The sequence below is a fragment of the Kribbella sp. NPDC048928 genome, from assembly GCF_043197975.1.
GTDB lineage: Bacteria > Actinomycetota > Actinomycetes > Propionibacteriales > Kribbellaceae > Kribbella.
Map to the genome: position 1 here is coordinate 31,675 of NZ_JBICUC010000003.1, position 15,048 is coordinate 46,722.

General features: G+C 69.5%; 17 protein-coding genes. 11 read left to right on the forward strand and 6 right to left on the reverse strand.

Annotated features, from left to right (window positions below):
- Positions 1–10: 10 nt before the first annotated feature.
- On the forward strand, positions 11–721 hold the full coding sequence (gene trmB / locus ACGFI6_RS13625; protein WP_393118200.1) for a tRNA (guanosine(46)-N7)-methyltransferase TrmB: 711 nt from the start codon (positions 11–13) through the stop codon (positions 719–721).
- Here the strand turns inward: trmB and ACGFI6_RS13630 are convergent.
- The gene (locus tag ACGFI6_RS13630; RefSeq protein WP_393118202.1) at positions 702–3,290 is read right to left on the reverse strand and encodes a family 78 glycoside hydrolase catalytic domain; all 2,589 of its coding nucleotides are present in this window, start codon (positions 3,288–3,290) and stop codon (positions 702–704) included. The two genes, trmB and ACGFI6_RS13630, sit on opposite strands and share 20 nt — an antisense overlap.
- A 125-nt stretch (positions 3,291–3,415) precedes the next feature.
- Between ACGFI6_RS13630 and ACGFI6_RS13635 the strand changes: the two genes are divergently transcribed.
- The 6 genes from ACGFI6_RS13635 to ACGFI6_RS13660 are packed head-to-tail and all read left to right on the forward strand — an operon-like array spanning position 3,416 to position 7,627.
- Positions 3,416–3,514 carry a putative leader peptide gene (locus tag ACGFI6_RS13635; protein WP_393118204.1) on the forward strand — a complete coding sequence of 33 codons (99 nt, stop codon included), beginning with the start codon at positions 3,416–3,418 and terminating at the stop codon, positions 3,512–3,514.
- 44 nt (positions 3,515–3,558) lie between these two features.
- The gene (locus ACGFI6_RS13640) at positions 3,559–4,452 is read left to right on the forward strand and encodes a sulfite exporter TauE/SafE family protein (protein ID WP_393118205.1); all 894 of its coding nucleotides are present in this window, start codon (positions 3,559–3,561) and stop codon (positions 4,450–4,452) included.
- Positions 4,453–4,479: 27 nt separating this feature from the next.
- Positions 4,480–5,544 (forward strand): ABC transporter substrate-binding protein, encoded by a 1,065-nt coding sequence (locus ACGFI6_RS13645; RefSeq protein WP_393118207.1) that lies wholly within the window; start codon positions 4,480–4,482, stop codon positions 5,542–5,544.
- A 15-nt stretch (positions 5,545–5,559) separates the two neighbouring features.
- Entirely contained in the window at positions 5,560–6,342 is a 783-nt protein-coding gene (locus ACGFI6_RS13650; RefSeq protein WP_393118209.1) for an ABC transporter ATP-binding protein, read from the forward strand.
- Complete coding sequence (locus tag ACGFI6_RS13655) at positions 6,329–7,213, forward strand: ABC transporter permease (RefSeq protein ID WP_393118211.1); 885 nt, start codon at positions 6,329–6,331, stop codon at positions 7,211–7,213. Before ACGFI6_RS13650 ends, ACGFI6_RS13655 begins: the two co-directional genes overlap by 14 nt.
- A gap of 36 nt (positions 7,214–7,249) precedes the next feature.
- On the forward strand, positions 7,250–7,627 hold the full coding sequence (locus ACGFI6_RS13660) for a PLD nuclease N-terminal domain-containing protein (protein WP_393118213.1): 378 nt from the start codon (positions 7,250–7,252) through the stop codon (positions 7,625–7,627).
- Positions 7,628–7,675: 48 nt separating this feature from the next.
- On the opposite strand, the gene ACGFI6_RS13665 is transcribed toward ACGFI6_RS13660, so the two are convergent.
- The 4 genes from ACGFI6_RS13665 to ACGFI6_RS13680 all read right to left on the reverse strand — a co-directional run bounded on the left by ACGFI6_RS13665 (position 7,676) and on the right by ACGFI6_RS13680 (position 9,703).
- Entirely contained in the window at positions 7,676–7,966 is a 291-nt protein-coding gene (locus tag ACGFI6_RS13665; protein ID WP_393118214.1) for a WhiB family transcriptional regulator, read from the reverse strand.
- A 273-nt stretch (positions 7,967–8,239) separates the two neighbouring features.
- Positions 8,240–8,776 (reverse strand): histidine phosphatase family protein, encoded by a 537-nt coding sequence (locus ACGFI6_RS13670; RefSeq protein WP_393118216.1) that lies wholly within the window; start codon positions 8,774–8,776, stop codon positions 8,240–8,242.
- A 10-nt stretch (positions 8,777–8,786) separates the two neighbouring features.
- Positions 8,787–9,125 (reverse strand): hypothetical protein, encoded by a 339-nt coding sequence (locus ACGFI6_RS13675; RefSeq protein ID WP_393118218.1) that lies wholly within the window; start codon positions 9,123–9,125, stop codon positions 8,787–8,789.
- Positions 9,126–9,187: 62 nt separating this feature from the next.
- Positions 9,188–9,703: a GNAT family N-acetyltransferase gene (locus ACGFI6_RS13680; protein WP_393118220.1), complete on the reverse strand. Its 516-nt coding sequence runs from the start codon at positions 9,701–9,703 to the stop codon at positions 9,188–9,190.
- Positions 9,704–9,913: 210 nt separating this feature from the next.
- Between ACGFI6_RS13680 and ACGFI6_RS13685 the strand changes: the two genes are divergently transcribed.
- Positions 9,914–10,993 carry a 3-deoxy-7-phosphoheptulonate synthase gene (locus ACGFI6_RS13685; protein WP_393118221.1) on the forward strand — a complete coding sequence of 360 codons (1,080 nt, stop codon included), beginning with the start codon at positions 9,914–9,916 and terminating at the stop codon, positions 10,991–10,993.
- Positions 10,994–11,063: 70 nt separating this feature from the next.
- Here ACGFI6_RS13685 and ACGFI6_RS13690 read toward each other — a convergent pair whose 3' ends face one another.
- A complete protein-coding gene (locus ACGFI6_RS13690; RefSeq protein ID WP_393118223.1) occupies positions 11,064–12,074 on the reverse strand; it encodes a LacI family DNA-binding transcriptional regulator in 1,011 nt (336 codons plus the stop codon).
- 149 nt (positions 12,075–12,223) lie between these two features.
- Between ACGFI6_RS13690 and ACGFI6_RS13695 the strand changes: the two genes are divergently transcribed.
- Genes ACGFI6_RS13695 through ACGFI6_RS13705 form a run of 3 tightly spaced genes read left to right on the forward strand, consistent with a single transcriptional unit; the run spans position 12,224 to position 15,045 of the window.
- A complete protein-coding gene (locus ACGFI6_RS13695) occupies positions 12,224–13,234 on the forward strand; it encodes a substrate-binding domain-containing protein (protein WP_393118225.1) in 1,011 nt (336 codons plus the stop codon).
- Positions 13,235–13,237: 3 nt separating this feature from the next.
- Positions 13,238–14,224 (forward strand): ABC transporter permease, encoded by a 987-nt coding sequence (locus ACGFI6_RS13700; RefSeq protein WP_393118227.1) that lies wholly within the window; start codon positions 13,238–13,240, stop codon positions 14,222–14,224.
- The gene (locus ACGFI6_RS13705) at positions 14,221–15,045 is read left to right on the forward strand and encodes an ATP-binding cassette domain-containing protein (RefSeq protein ID WP_393118229.1); all 825 of its coding nucleotides are present in this window, start codon (positions 14,221–14,223) and stop codon (positions 15,043–15,045) included. Before ACGFI6_RS13700 ends, ACGFI6_RS13705 begins: the two co-directional genes overlap by 4 nt.
- Positions 15,046–15,048 lie beyond the last annotated feature (3 nt).

Below are 15,048 nucleotides of genomic sequence, written 5' to 3' on the forward strand. Positions count from 1 at the left end.
AATCCACCTGGTGGGAGCAACAGATCAGGTCCGGCAGGTTGGCGTCTTCAGCACCGTCCGGCGCAGTGTCCGGATGACGGCGGGACAGCAACGGGTCTGGCGATCCCACTGGGCGGAGCTGGGGCGGACCCAGGAGGAACTGCCGGCCGGCACGATCGATCTGGCCGAGTGGTTCGGCCGGGACGCGCCGACCGTGCTGGAGATCGGTTCCGGGATGGGCGAGGCGACTGCGCAGCTCGCCGTTGCCGCGCCCGAGGTCAATCACGTGGCCGCGGAGGTCTACCCGGCCGGGCTCGGTCAGCTGATATTGTGGGTGGAGAAGTACGACCTCGACAACGTCCGGCTGCTGCAGGGCGACGCGGTGGACTTCCTGCGCGACCACGTCGCGCCGGGCGGGCTGTCCGGCGTCCGGATCTACTTCCCGGACCCCTGGCCGAAGAAGCGGCACCACAAGCGCCGGCTCGTCACGCCGCCGGTCGTCAAGCTGGTGGCGTCCCGCCTGCAGCCCGGCGGAACGTTGCACCTGGCAACGGACTGGCAGGACTACGCGGAGCGGATGCTCGAGGTCTGCGAGGCCGAACCGGCGCTGCTGAACTCCTATGACGGCTGGGCGCCGCGGCCCGAATGGCGCCCGGTCACCAAGTTCGAGTCGCGCGCCCAGGCCGAAGGCCGTGACGTCCGCGACCTCCTCTACACCAAGGTCACGCTGACCGGCTCGTGAAGGCCCAGTGCCCGGCGCCGACCGTGTAGACGGTGTAGCCCTCGTCGTACGTCGCTGAGCCCGCGAACGACTGCGGTACGGCATCCACGTCCGACGCGCGCGCCGACGGTACGTGCACCTCGGCCGTCGTACCGACCGGGACCTGCACGTCCAGCGACAGCACCCGTCCGGTCTTGTGCCACGTCACCGACACGCGCCCGCGGATCGTCTCGGTACGGATGCTCGCCGAGTCCACCTCGTCGCGCGCGTCCGGCCGGACCACGATCCGCTCGGCGCCCGCGTCGACCACCCGCAGGCCGGCGACGTTCTCGAAGATCCACTGCACGACCGTGCCCTGGAAGTAGTGGTTGCGCGACCGCGAGTCGTCTTCCCACTTCTCCCACATGGTGTCCGCGCCGAGGTCGAACCAGTACCCCCAGCTCGGGTAGCTGCGCTGCCGGGCGACCTTTGTTGCCACGTCGCCGTATCCGTACGCGGTCAGCACCGGTAGGAGTACGCCGACGCCGAGGCAGCCCGTATTCAGGTGGAAGCCGCGGGCCTCGACGTCGGCGGCAAGCCCGGCTGCCACCTGGTGGGCGAGCTCCTCCGGGACGATCCCGAACGCCAGCGGTACTGCGTTCGAGGTCTGCCGGTAGTCCGGGTCGTCGTCCGAGCGATAGCGACCGGCGGAGCGGTCCAGGAACGCCCGGTTCAGCCCGTCCGCGAGTTCGGCGGCGGCCTTCCGGTAGTCGTTGGGCTGGCCAATCACCTCGCCGACCTCGGCGGCCACCATCAGCGCCCGGTAGAGGTACGCCGTACCGGTGAGCCGCCGGTCCTCCGGCGCCGGGCCGCTGCCGAAACCGGGCGGCAGCCAGTCGCCGAGCACGCTGACCGACAACCCGTCCTCGACCCGGTCCAGCTCCCACGCGAGGTAGCGCGTGAGCGAATCCCAGTGCTCGCGCAGCAGGCGATTGTCGCCGTACCAGCGGTACATCTCGCGGAGCAGGAACGGGTAGACGGTCGGCCACTCGGTCGCGGGGGAGAGGTCCGTGAAACCCCAGCCGCTGGTCGGCACGATCACCGGCAGCTGCCCGGTATCGGCCTGGCTGTCGCGGATGTCGCCGAGCCACTTGGTGAAGAACCGCGCCAGATCGAGTGTCGCGAGCATCGTCGGCGTCCCGACCTGGGCGTCGCCGGTCCAGCCGTTCTTCTCGAAGTACGGCGTGTCGGTCGGGATCCCGTGCAGGTTGCTCAGAATCGTCCGCCGCATCGCGTGCTCGAACTGCTCGTACGCCGGCTCGGACGAGGTGAACCGGGTCGCCGACGCGACGTCCGAGTTCACGACCCGCATCCGTACGTCCGCCTGCGCGCCCTCAATCTGTACGTACCGGAAGCCCTTGTACGAGAAGCGCGGCTCCCACGTCTCCACGCCGGTCCCGGCCGCGATGTACTCGTCGCGCTGGATCCGGTCGCCGTCGACGTGCACGTTCCACGCCGCCACGTTGCCATCAGCAACCGTCTCGCCGTGCGTGAGGCTGATCGTGGTCCCGGCGTCCGCGGTCACGCTCAGGCTCGTCCAGCCCGCGACGGTCCGCCCGAAGTCCGCGATCCACACGCCCGGCCGGGCCTCAGTGACCTCGACCGGGTCGACGGTCTCGATCACCCGGATCGGCTCGTGGGCCTGCGCGACCAGCTTCCCCTTCGGCGCCTCTACGACCGACGCCGCCGACCAGGACGAGTCGTCGAAGCCGGCCGTGTCCCAGCCGGGGAGTGCGCGGCGGGCGTCGTAGGTCTCTCCGAGGTACAGCGAGTCCGACAGGGTCGGGCCGCCGGTGATCCGCCATGACTCGTCGGTGACGACCTCGGTCACGCGGCCGTCGTCGTACTCGATCACCAGCCGCGCGATCAGGCGCGGGTCGGCGGTCCAGGGCGTGTCGTGCCAGCGCCAGACGTTCACCGAGGTCAGCCCGAAGAAGCCGCGGCCGAGTTCCGCGCCCACCACGTTGTCGCCGGCCTGCAGCAGCGCGGTCACGTCGTGGGTCGTGTACAGAACAGTGTGGTCGTACGCGGTGAAGCCGGGGTCGAGGACGGCGTCGCTGACAGCCTGCCCGTTCAGCCGCAGGTCCGCGTAGCCGAGGCCGCTCGCGTACAGGCGCGCACGCCGTACGGTCCCGGCCACGGCGAAGCCCTGGCGCAGGAGCGGAGCGCTCGCGGTCTCGCCGCCGATCCACTGCGCGGTGCCGAACCCTTCGTCGAGCAGCGCCGTCTCGAGCCAGGTCGGCTCGGCCCATTCGCCAGGTCGGTCGTCCCCGTCCCAGAGCCGGACGGTCCAGTGGTACCGCGTACGGGCCGCCGCCGGCCCGTCGTACTCGATCCCGAAGGTCCGCGCAGACTCGACCTTGCCGGAGTCCCAGACGTCGGCGTTCTCCGGCGTCAGCAGGTCCGGCGCGGAGGCGACGAGCACCTGGTACGCCGATTGGGTGGCGCCGTAGCCGGGCGCGACGGCGACCCAGCTGAACCGTGACCGCGGTACGTCGACGCCCAGGGGTTCCACGGCGTACTCGGTCTTGAGGGAGCGAGGAATCAGCACGCTGACGACCGTAGGAGCCGGGCCGCCCGGCATTCAACCCCTCTGACCGAATCCGGCATTCGATTTCTCGTCTCACATCGCGAAACCAGAGCAGATTGCCTGACTTTGTCCGCTTTCATAGTTCTATGCAGATCGTCGCGAACGCCCCCGGTGAGGTCCTCACCCGGCGCCGCCATGTCGATCTGCTGCGCGTGAACTCCGCGGGTTGTCGGCCGACGGTCTAACCGTCCGTTCGTCCGTCTCCTTCCCGACCCGTAGGAGTACCTCTATGCGTCGCCTCGTCCTGATCGCGTTGCTCGGCTCGGTCGCGCAGCTCGTCGACGGCACCCTCGGCATGGCGTACGGCGTCACCGCCAGTACCGCACTGCTGATCACCGGGATCACCCCGGCCGTCGCGTCCGCGTCGGTGCACCTCGCCGAGGTCGGCACCACGCTCGCGTCCGGTCTGTCGCACTGGCGGTTCGGGAACGTCGACTGGCGGGTGGTCGCGCTGATCGGCGCCCCCGGTGCGGTCGGGGCGTTCGCCGGCGCGACCTTCCTGTCCAGCCTGTCGACCGAGTCCGCCTCGCTCTGGGTGGCCGGTCTGCTGCTCCTGCTCGGCGTCTACATCCTGGTCCGGTTCGGCACCGGGAAGGTCCGGGCGGTGATCGAGGGCCGCCCGGCCGGGAGGTTCCTCGGGCCGCTCGGTCTGGTGGCCGGCTTCATCGACGCCACCGGCGGTGGCGGCTGGGGCCCGGTCGCGAACTCCGCGCTGCTCACCAGCGGGAAGCTCGCGCCGCGCCGCGCGGTCGGCTCGGTGAACGCCGCCGAGTTCCTGGTCTCCGTCGCCGCCAGCATCGGCTTCCTCTTCGGCCTCGGCCGGGAGCACTTGCCGTTCGGCATCGTCGCCGCGCTCCTGATCGGTGGCGTCGTCGCCGCCCCGCTCGCCGCCTGGCTGGTCTCCCGGCTCGCCACCCGCTGGCTTGGCGTCGGGGTCGGCCTGGTCCTGGTCCTCACCAACGCCCGCACCGTCCTGCACGGTCTCGACGTCACCGCCGGCTTGCGGTACGTCGTCTACGCCGCGCTCGTCCTCGGATGGGCGGCACTGGTCGCGTACGGCCTGCGCACCTCGGCCCGCCGCGCGGTGCAGGTCGAGACCCGCGAGCTCGAGCCCGCGTCCTGACTTTTCCTTTCGAACAAAGGTCACCCTGTGAGCATCATCCGTCCGTTCCGCCTGCTCGCTGCCGCCCTGGCCCTGTCCCTCGCTGCCGCCGGGTGCTCCCGGGCCGGCGGCGGCGACCAGCCCGCCGCGGCCTCGAACGACAAGGGCGCCGCCGCCGAGCTGCGACTCGGCTACTTCCCGAACGTCACCCACGCCGCCGCGCTGATCGGCCTCGGCAAGGGGCTGTTCACCAAGGAGCTCGGCAGCACCAAGCTGGTGCCGACCAAGTTCAACGCCGGTCCGGAGGCGGTCGGCGCACTGCTCGGCGGTTCGCTGGACGCCTCGTTCATCGGCTCCGGCCCCGCGATCAACGCGTACGCGAAGTCGAACGGCGAAGCGGTCCGCCTGATCGCCGGGACGACCTCCGGCGGTGCGCAGCTGGTGGTGAAGCCGACGATCACCAAGCCGGCCGACCTGGTCGGCAAGACCGTCGTCACGCCGCAGCTCGGCAATACCCAGGACGTGTCGCTGAAGAAGTGGCTCGCGCAGCAGAACCTGACCGGCAAGGTCAAGGTGACCAACCTGGAGAACGCGCAGACGCTCGACGCCTTCAAGAAGGGCGATGTGGACGCGGCCTGGCTGCCGGAGCCGTGGTCGTCGCGGCTGGTGCTCGACGCCGGCGCGAAGGTCCTGCTCGACGAGGCGTCGCTGTGGCCGGACGGGAAGTTCCCGACGACGGTGCTGATCGTCCGCACCCAGTTCCTGCAGGAGCACCCCGAGACCGTGAAGGCGCTGCTGTCCGGTCTGGTCGCTTCGATCGACTTCAGTACGACGAACGCCGCGGACGCGAAGGCCGTGGTGAACCAGCAGCTGAAAGAAGCGACCGGCAAGGCGCTGCAGCCTGCCGTGATCGACCGGGCCTTCAAGAACATCCAGAGCACTGCCGACCCGATCGCGGCGTCGTTCCCGCAGCTGGCCAAGGATCAGGTCACCGCGGGGATCGCCAAGGACGCTCCAGCGGTGGCCGGTTTCGCGGACCTCGGCCCGCTCAACGACGTACTCGCCAAGGCGGGCAAGCCGGCGGTCGACGCCGCCGGCCTCGACGCCAAATAGCAGGGGGGAGACGAGGTGACTCAGACTGTGGACGCGCCCGCGGATCAGCTCGATCCGGTGCGGTTTCACCAAGTAGGCAAGGCGTTCGGCAGCGGCCGGAAGTCGGTGGTCGCGCTGGACGGCGTCGACCTCGAGGTGCGGGCCGGTGAGTTCGTCTGCCTGCTCGGCGCGTCCGGATGCGGCAAGACCACGCTGCTGAACCTGGTCGCCGGCCTCGACCGGCCGACCGCCGGCCGGATCGAGCTGAACGCGTCGCGCCCGGCGGTCGTCTTCCAGGAGGCCGCGCTGATGCCGTGGCTGACGGCGGCCGGCAACGTCGAGCTGCCGTTGCGGATGGCCGGCGTACCGAAGGCACAGCGACGGGCGAAGGCTGCCGAGCTGCTCGAACTGGTGCGGCTCGCGGGTGTCGGGGACAAGCGCCCGCACGAACTGTCCGGTGGCATGCGGCAACGAGTCGCGCTCGCTCGCGCGCTGGCCTCCACGACCGACAGCGCCGAGGTGGGCAAGCCGTCGCTGCTGTTGATGGACGAGCCGTTCTCCGCGCTGGATGCGATCACGCGTGACGTGCTCCAGGGCGAGCTGCTGCGGATCTGGCGCGCGACCGGTACGGCGATCCTGTTCGTCACGCACGACGTCCGCGAGGCGGTCCGGCTCGGGCAACGGGTCGTACTGCTCTCGTCGCGCCCCGGCCGGGTCGTACGGCAATGGGATGTCGAGGACGCCCCGAACCCGAACGACACCGCCGACGAGATCAACACCGCCCTGCGGAAGGTGATCAGCAGCCATGCCGCCGCTTGACCTGCAGGACAGCCGGGACGGCTCGGTCGAGGCAGGCCTGGACGCGCTCGACACCCCGGTGCACGCGCCCGAAGGGTCGCTGCTGCGGCGGATCGTCGCGGCCGCGCTGCCGCCGATCGGCGCGATTGTCGTCCTGGTGGCGATCTGGCAGGTGTTGTGGGCGGCCGCGTTCTGGCCCGAGTTCAAGCTGCCCGCGCCGGTCGATGTGTGGGGGCAGATCTGGGAGCTGGTGACCAGCGGCAAGATCCTCGAGCTGTTCTGGGTGTCGGTGCACCGCGCGGTCATCGGCTTCGCGATCTCCCTGCTGATCGCCGTACCGCTCGGGCTCGCGATCGCGAATCTGCAGGTCGTACGCCGGGGGATCGGGCCGCTCGTGTCCGGCCTGCAGAGCCTGCCGTCGGTGGCATGGGTGCCGGCCGCGATCCTCTGGTTCGGGCTGAACGACCGCGCGATCTACTGGGTCGTCCTGCTTGGCGCGGTGCCTTCGATCGCGAACGGGCTGGTGTCCGGGCTCGACCAGGTGCCGCCGATCCTGCCGCGGGTCGGCAAGGCGCTCGGCGCGGGACGGCTCAGCGGGATCCGGTACATCCTGCTGCCGGCGGCGCTGCCCGGGTTCCTCGGTGGGCTCAAGCAGGGCTGGGCGTTCTCGTGGCGGTCGCTGATGGCGGCCGAGCTGATCGCGACCTCGCCGGAGCTCGGTGAAGGTCTCGGGCAGTTCCTGCACAACGGGATGTCGCTGTCCGACATCTCGATGGTGTTCGCCGGCATCGTGCTGATCTTCGTGGTCGGGGTCGGCATCGAGCTGCTTGTGTTCCGCCCACTGGAGAACAGCGTGCTCCGGGCACGAGGACTCACCACTTCCGCCCGCTGACACGCGCTGAGACACCAGGCGCCGTACTGTTGGAGCGTGGTCCGATTCCTGCCGTTCCTGATCAGCCTGGCCCTGACCGTGTATGCGCTGTTCTCGTGCATCCAGACACCCGACGAGGACGTGCCACATCTGCCCAAGCTGCTGTGGATCGTCCTGATCGTGTTCGTCCCGTTCGCCGGGCCGATCGTCTGGCTGCTGATGTCGCGCGCCCAGGGCAGCCGTCAGGAGCCCGTCGTCCGCCGGCCCGCTGGGCCGCCGGTCGCGCGCCCGACAGCACCCGACGACGATCCGGACTTCCTCAAGTCTTTGGACCGCTACCGGGACCCGCGCACCACCATGAAGCCGCCGGAGCCTGAAGACCCCCAGGACAAGCCCAGGGACAGCGACGACGGCACGGACGACGGTAAGGCCTGAGTTTCGCTCAGGCCCTGCACGTCCTCGGTGGCAGCGGCGCAGCAGCTCCTACGCCGACTTGCGGTGCTCGGGAAGCGGTGTGTCGCGCTCGGACTCCGTGGTGCCGCCCCAGACGCCGTACGGCTCACCGACCGACAGCGCGTGCTGCCGGCACTCGGGCTGGACGGGGCAGGTGCCGCAGAGCGACTTGGCCACCATCTCGCGGGCGCGTTTGCGAACGCCACGCTCCGATTCGGGCGAGAAGAAGAGCTCGGGATTGACGTCCCGGCAGGCCGCTTGCGACTGCCAGTCCCACAGATCCATGAGCGGGCGGGGCAGGCGAGGCATCCCTCTCGACATGGCAACCTCCTTGACTCACCGTAAGCGCGGACGGGCGCTCGGTGAAAACTATGCTCATCTCTTACGTAGTTCAACCCTTGTTGTCTCGAAGTTCGGGCGCATCGTTATCGCAGCGAGCCGGCACAGGGCCGTCGCGGCCCGTGATCACCGGTTTTCAGGCGGAAAGCGTGTTCACGTCACCAGATCGTGTGACATGAGTCACTTTAACGGTGCAAGTTCGTCTGCACGTGCAGATGCCCAGGCGGCATTTGAAGCGCCGTTCCGGGGCGGATTTCAGGGTGTCAGCCGGTAGTACTCGTGGGCGCCGTGCGCGGTGTTCCGCTCGCCGGTCAGGGCCCGGATGACGGTCGCGTGGGTGATCACCAGGACCGGCCCGTCGGTGCTCGCGGTGTGCCGGGCGAGCGCGGCGCGGGCCCGCTCCCGGACCCGGGACAGCGGCTCCCAGGCGCGCTGGATGCCGTCCGGCCACTCGCCGTCGTACGCCTCGAACTCGGCCTGCGCCGCATGCACGTCGGCGACACCGCGCCACTGCCCGGTGTGGTCCGGCAGCCAGTCGCGCAGGTCGTGGTCGACCTTGACGCCGAGGGCGAGCCGGTGGCCGATGATCGCGGCGCTGTGCAGCGCCCGGGTGAACGGGGAGCTGACCAGGTATGTCGCGCGGATCCCGCTGAGCAGGTCCGCGAGCTCCTCGGCCTGTTTGCAGCCGAGGGCGGTGAGCGGGGCGGAGTCGGCCGCCATTCCCGGCCAGCCCCGGGAATCGATCGGCTCGTAGTCCGGTTCACCGTGCCGGACGAGATAGATCTGTGTCACGGCCACGGTTCTACCTCAGGTGCCGGGCCCCGGCCCATCCACGCGAGTGGCCGGGCGGCGGCGGGTCGGTGAGTGCGGCCGGCGGGCGCACCTGGTGCAGTTCGTCGAACAGGTTGCCGGGTGGTCGCGGGGACGAGTCGGTCCAGCGGATCTCGGTCGCGCCGTGATGGCCGTGCACGGCCAGGATCGACTCGACGTTCGGCCAGACGGCTGTCGCCGGGTTGTCGCCGCGCCAGCGCAGGGCCACCGAACCGTCGGTGAACTCACACCCTTCCGCCACCACGCCGGTGCCCGACACACCGCTGGGATCCCGATACCGAACCAGCTCGAAGGTTCGTGGCCTCACCACCTGCTGCACTCCCCGAAAGTCTCGGTTGTCTTGCAGCAGTCAACGAAGCCGGACGCTCGCGGTTACTGGACGGCAACTTTCCGCGTCATGAAGATCCGCTCGGCCGGGTCCAGCCCGAGTGCGGTCTCGGCGGCCAGCAGTTTCTCCAGGCCGGGCGTCGCCGCGTCCCGGGGCAACTCCGTGAATCCGAGGCGCATGTAGTAGGGCCCGTTCCACGGCACGCTCCGGAACGTGCTCAACGTGACCACCCCGACGCCTTGCCGTGCCGCCCACGCGTCGACGCACGAGATCAGCTGACGTCCGATGCCGTGACCCTGATGGTCCGGGTGCACGCTGATCTGCTCGATGTGCACGCCACCGTCCACCAGGTCGACGAACACGAACCCGGTCGGGCGGTCCGCCTCGTCGACCGACACCCACAACTGGCCGTCCGCGCGGTAGCGTTCGAAGACCTCCAGTGCGGGCGGCGGATGCTCCGCGACGTCCGTCATCCCGATGTTGCGGAAGAGCACGCCGGCGGCGAGTTCGAGGTCCTGCAGCAGCGGGAGCTCGTCCCGATGGGCGGTACGAATGTTCATGGATGGTATTCTCGCCAATGTGAAGCGCAGCTATTGGCGATTTTTTGAGTGGCCGGCCTTGGTGCCGGGCGACTCAGCCGATCGCTGACGCCCACCCGCAGACACCAGAGCCGGCCCGAAGGCAAGGACAATCGTCCTTGCCTTTTCTCGTACCCCCAGCCGGCTGCCTGCGCTGCAACGCGAGCGGACCGGCGGAAAGGTCCCCACCTCATGAACACGCTGCCGAAACCGGGCGAACAGACTCGCGTCGTCGATCGACGCATCGAGAAGACCGTCCCGTTGGTCACCCCGCAGGCACTGCACGACGAGTACCCGCTCGGTGACGAGCTCGCCCGCACCGTGGCCGACGGTCGTCAGGCGGTGGCCGACGTCCTGAACGGCGTCGACGACCGGCTGCTCGTTGTGGTCGGCCCCTGCTCGGTCCACGACGCCGACGCGGCGCTCGAGTACGCCGAACGCCTCCGCCCGGTTGCGGAGCGGCTGTCCGACGGCCTGCTCGTGGTCATGCGGGTGTACTTCGAGAAGCCGCGCTCGACGCTCGGCTGGAAGGGCCTGATCAACGACCCTGGCCTGGACGGCTCCGGTGACGTGAACCGCGGGCTGCGGATCGCCCGGCAGCTCCTCGTCCAGGTCACCGGGCTCGGCCTCCCGGTCGGGTGCGAGTTCCTCGACCCGATCACCCCGCAGTACATCGCCGACACCGTCGGGTGGGGTGCGATCGGCGCCCGTACGGTCGAGAGCCAGGTGCACCGGCAGCTGTCGTCCGGGTTGTCGATGCCGATCGGGATGAAGAACCGGCCGGATGGTTCGATCGCCACCGCTGTCGATGCGATCAAGGCGGCTGCCGTACCGCACGTCTTCACCGGTATCGACCACGACGGCGCTCCGGCGATCCTGCACACCCGCGGCAATCCGGACTGCCACCTCGTACTGCGCGGCTCGGACGCCGGGCCGAACTACGACGCGGAGTCCGTCGCCGGCGCGGTCGAGCTGCTGCGGAAGGGCGGGCTGCCCGAGCGCGTCGTCGTCGATGCGAGCCACGGCAACAGCCGCAAGGACCACCGTCGGCAGCCGGTCGTCGCCGAGGAGATCGGCGCGCAGGTTGCGGCCGGCAACCGGGCGATCGTCGGCGTGATGCTCGAGTCGTTCCTGCAGGAGGGCCGCCAGGACCTCGACCCGACCCGGGAGCTGACCTACGGCCAGTCGATCACCGATGCCTGCCTGGGCTGGGAGACCACCGAGGAGGTCCTCGAGAACCTCCGCACTGCAGCACTCGCCCGACGCGGATAGCTGTTCTCCGCAACGTCCGAAGATGTGAGGCCTCCTGGCCACAGATCTTCGGCCGTTGCGGAATCGGAGGTCAGCGGGGGGTGGTGCAGCCGCAGGACTCGCGGTGCATGACCTCGGCCGGCAGCCGGCTCGTCTGCGGCGGTGCGCCGGGGTCGTTCATCCGGCGGAGAAGCAGTTGTACCGCGCGGGCGCCGATTGCCGCCGATGGCTGGGCAACCGTGGTCAGCCCGGGGCTGAACAGATCGGCCCAGGCGAAATCGTCGAACGCTGCCACTGCCAGGTCTCGCGGCACCTTCACTCCCGCGGCGCGGAAGGCCGCGAGCGCGCCGATCGTCATGTTGTTGTTCGCGGCAAACACCGCGGTCGGCGGCTTGCGGAGTTCGAGCAGCTCCCACGCGGCCTTCCGGCCGCCGTCGCTTGTCGACAATCCATCAACCACCAGCGCCGGGTCGACAGCGAGCCCGGCCCGCCGGTGCGCCACGTGGTACCCGCGGAGTCGCTCGCTGCTTGTCGACAATCCTTCGATTCCGGTCAGCATGCCGATCCGGGAGTGGCCGAGCGAGATCAGGTGGTCGATCACCGCCGCGGTCGCCGCCTCGTTCTCGACGCCGACCTGGTCCACCCGCAGTTCCGGGTCGATCCGGTCCACCACGACGTACGGGATCGGATGGTCGCGGAGCAGCGGCAGCGTGACGTCGCGCCAGCCGACCGCGGGGGCGATCACCAGGCCCTCGATGTGATGGGCGATCAGGTTCGCGACCGCGGTCGCCTCGTGCCGGGCGTCGTCGCGAGTGTCGACAATCAGCAGATTCAGGCCGGCCCGGGTGGCTTCACCGTCGATGCCCTGGATGAGCTCGACCCAGTACGGGTTGGAGGCGGCTGTGATCGCGAGCCCGATGGTCTGGTTCGAGCCGGCGGCGAGGGAGCGCGCGGTCGGATGGTGCTGGTAGCCGAGGATCCGCATCGCGTGCTGCACCCGCTCGCGGGTCTCCGGTGCGACCAGGCGGGTCCCGTTCACGACGTGGGAGACCGTACTCACCGATACGCCGGCGGCGTGGGCGACCTCGGTCATCGTGACCATCCGTCGTATGTTCGTCGCTCTGTGTCGCTTTGCGCAAGGCTTTGCGCAAACCACGTCACAGCCGGGCGCAGCGGTCTAGCTTCGCTCCTCAGACCCCCGCCCGGGTCTGTGGCCCGGGCCTACCCGCTTCCGTTCGGGAGGGCAGCCCCGTGAGAAGAACCGTTCCCGTGATCCTGCTGGCCGCATCGCTCGTCGGTACGGCGGCCTGTACGAAGACCAAGTCCGGCGGTGACAGCGCCGGCGGTGATGGTGGCGACAGCGGCCCGATCAAGATCGGCCTGGTCACCAAGACCGACACCAACCCGTACTTCGTCAAGCTCCGCGACTCCGCCAAGGCGCACGCGACCGAGAAGGGTGCCGACCTGATCGCGGTCGCGGGCAAGTTCGACGGTGACAACGAGGGCCAGGTGGCCGCGATCGAGAACCTCGTGCAGCAGGGTGTGAAGGGCATCATGATCACGCCGAGCAACTCGACCGGCATCCTCGGTGCGCTCAAACAGGCCAAGGAGAAGGGCGTTCTGGTGATCGCCCTGGACACCGAGACCGACCCGAAGGACGCCGTCGACGCGACGTACGCCACGAACAACGTCACCGCGGGCGAACTGCAGGGCAAGTACGTCAAGGCCACGCTCGGATCGACGCCGCCGAAGGTCCTGATGATGGACGGTACGCCGGGCGGCGCGGTCGACGAGCAGCGGCACCGCGGATTCCTGCAGGGGATGGGACTCAAGGACGGCGATCCCGCGATCATCGGAGCGGCTCCGACCAACGGCGACCAGAACAAGGCCCAGGCCGCGATGGAGAACCTGCTGCAGCGCGACGCGTCGGTGAACGCCGTCTACACGCTGAACGAGCCGGCCGCCCGCGGTGCGGTGGCGGCCCTGACCGCGAAGGGCCTGGCCGGAAAGGTTGCCGTGGGCTCCATCGACGGTGGCTGCCAGGGCGTCGCCGACGTGAAGGCCGGCAAGTACCTGGCGACGGTCATGCAGTTCCCGAAGAAGATGGCCGAACAGGGCGTGGACGCGGTCGTCGACTACGCCAAGAACGGCAAGAAGCCGACCGGTTTCGTCGACACCGGCGCGCAGTTGATCACCGACAAGCCGGTCCCGGGCCTGGACTCCAAGGACACCACCTGGGGCGCCCAGAACTGCTGGGGGTGAGCGATGAGCCTCGCGCAAACCACCTCCGTACGGAGCCGTTCGGCGGAAGCCCTGCTGCACAACCCCGCGCTGGGTCCGCTCGGTGCCTTGATCCTCGCGGTGCTCGTGTTCTCGGTGACCACCAGTACGTTCCTCACCGTCGACAACATCTCGCTGGTCATCCAGCAGTCGTTGGTGGTGGCAACGTTGGCCTTGGGGCAGACGTTGATCGTGCTGACCGGTGGGATCGATCTGGCGAATGCCGCGGTGATGGTGCTCGGCACGATGGCGCTGGCCCGGTTGGTGAGTGAAGGCAGTCCGGCCGGGGTCGCCCTGGTGGTGGCGTTTGTGGTGTGTGCCGGGCTGGGAGCGATCTCCGGCGGTCTCGTGACGCTGCTGAACCTGCCACCGTTCATCGTGACGCTCGGCATGCTGACCGTCGTACTCGCCGCCGGCCGCTTGTACTCGGGCGGCAACTCGTTCCCGGTCACCGACGACCTGCTCGGCGTACTGGGGGAGGGCGGCTACCTGTTCGGGCAGTTGAAGGTCACGCACGGGATGACGCTGGCGGTGGTGATGTTCGCGATCACCTGGTATGCGCTCACCCGGACCGCCTGGGGCCGGCATGTGTATGCCCTGGGCAACGATCCTGAGGCTGCCCGGCTGACCGGGATCCACGTCGGCCGGACCCGGTTCAGCGTCTACCTGATCGCCGGGGTGATCTACGCGTTCGCGGCCTGGCAGGCGCTCGGCCGAATCCCGAACGCGGACCCGAACGCCTTCCAGACCGGCAACCTGGACAGCATCACCGCGGTCGTGATCGGCGGCACCAGCCTGTTCGGCGGCCGCGGCGGCGTCCTCGGCACGGTCGTCGGCGCGCTGATCGTCGCCGTCCTGCGCAGCGGTCTGACCCAGGCCGGCATCGACAGCCTGTACCAGGACGTCGCCACCGGCGTACTGGTGATCGCCGCGGTCGCCTTCGACCAGATCGTCCGCAGGAGGTCACGATGACCGAACCAGCCCTGGACGGCCCGGCTCTGGACAGCCCGGCACTGCAAGCGCGCGGTCTCGTGAAGCGGTACGGACGGGTGACCGCGATCGACGGCGCCGACTTCGACCTGTACGCGGGTGAGGTGCTCGCGGTCGTCGGCGACAACGGAGCCGGCAAGTCCAGCCTGATCAAGGCGCTGTCCGGCGCCCTGATCCCGGACGCCGGCACGATCCTCCTCGACGGCCGCGTGACCCATTTCCACTCACCGCTCGACGCCCGCCACGCCGGGATCGAGACCGTCCACCAGACGCTCGCGCTCGCGCCGGCGATGGACATCGCGACCAACCTGTTCCTCGGTCGCGAGATCCGCCGGACCGGACCGCTCGGCAGCGTGTTCCGGCTGCTCGACCGATCCACGATGCGGCAGCGGGCCCAGGAGCAACTGGACGCGCTCGGCATCGAGACCGTTCAGCACATCGGTCAGCTGATCGAGACGCTGTCCGGTGGTCAGCGGCAGGCAGTGGCGGTCGCGCGGGCGGCGATGTTCGGCAGCCGGCTCGTGATCATGGACGAGCCGACCGCGGCGCTCGGCGTGAAGGAGTCGCGGCAGGTGCTCGACCTGATCCGGCGGATCCGCGACCGGGGGCTGCCGGTCGTACTGATCAGCCACGACATGCCGCAGGTGTTCGAGATCGCCGACCGGATCCACGTGCACCGGCTCGGTCGCCGTGCCGCGGTGGTCAGCCCGGCCGATGCGTCGATGAGCCAAGTGGTGTCGCTGATGACCGGAGCACTGCGTCCGGGCGACGCAGATGCGCCACCGGACCTGGGGGACCGATGATGA

What these genes read in the sequence shown, in the direction of transcription:
- ACGFI6_RS13635 (WP_393118204.1), top strand. Translation starts at nt 3,416, where the DNA reads ATGCAGATCGTCGCGAACGCCCCCGGTGAGGTCCTCACCCGGCGCCGC.
- ACGFI6_RS13640 (WP_393118205.1), top strand. Translation starts at nt 3,559, where the DNA reads ATGCGTCGCCTCGTCCTGATCGCGTTGCTCGGCTCGGTCGCGCAGCTC.
- ACGFI6_RS13655 (WP_393118211.1), top strand. Translation starts at nt 6,329, where the DNA reads ATGCCGCCGCTTGACCTGCAGGACAGCCGGGACGGCTCGGTCGAGGCA.
- ACGFI6_RS13665 (WP_393118214.1), bottom strand. Translation starts at nt 7,966, where the DNA reads ATGTCGAGAGGGATGCCTCGCCTGCCCCGCCCGCTCATGGATCTGTGG.
- ACGFI6_RS13680 (WP_393118220.1), bottom strand. Translation starts at nt 9,703, where the DNA reads ATGAACATTCGTACCGCCCATCGGGACGAGCTCCCGCTGCTGCAGGAC.
- ACGFI6_RS13685 (WP_393118221.1), top strand. Translation starts at nt 9,914, where the DNA reads ATGAACACGCTGCCGAAACCGGGCGAACAGACTCGCGTCGTCGATCGA.
- ACGFI6_RS13690 (WP_393118223.1), bottom strand. Translation starts at nt 12,074, where the DNA reads ATGGTCACGATGACCGAGGTCGCCCACGCCGCCGGCGTATCGGTGAGT.
- ACGFI6_RS13700 (WP_393118227.1), top strand. Translation starts at nt 13,238, where the DNA reads ATGAGCCTCGCGCAAACCACCTCCGTACGGAGCCGTTCGGCGGAAGCC.
- ACGFI6_RS13705 (WP_393118229.1), top strand. Translation starts at nt 14,221, where the DNA reads ATGACCGAACCAGCCCTGGACGGCCCGGCTCTGGACAGCCCGGCACTG.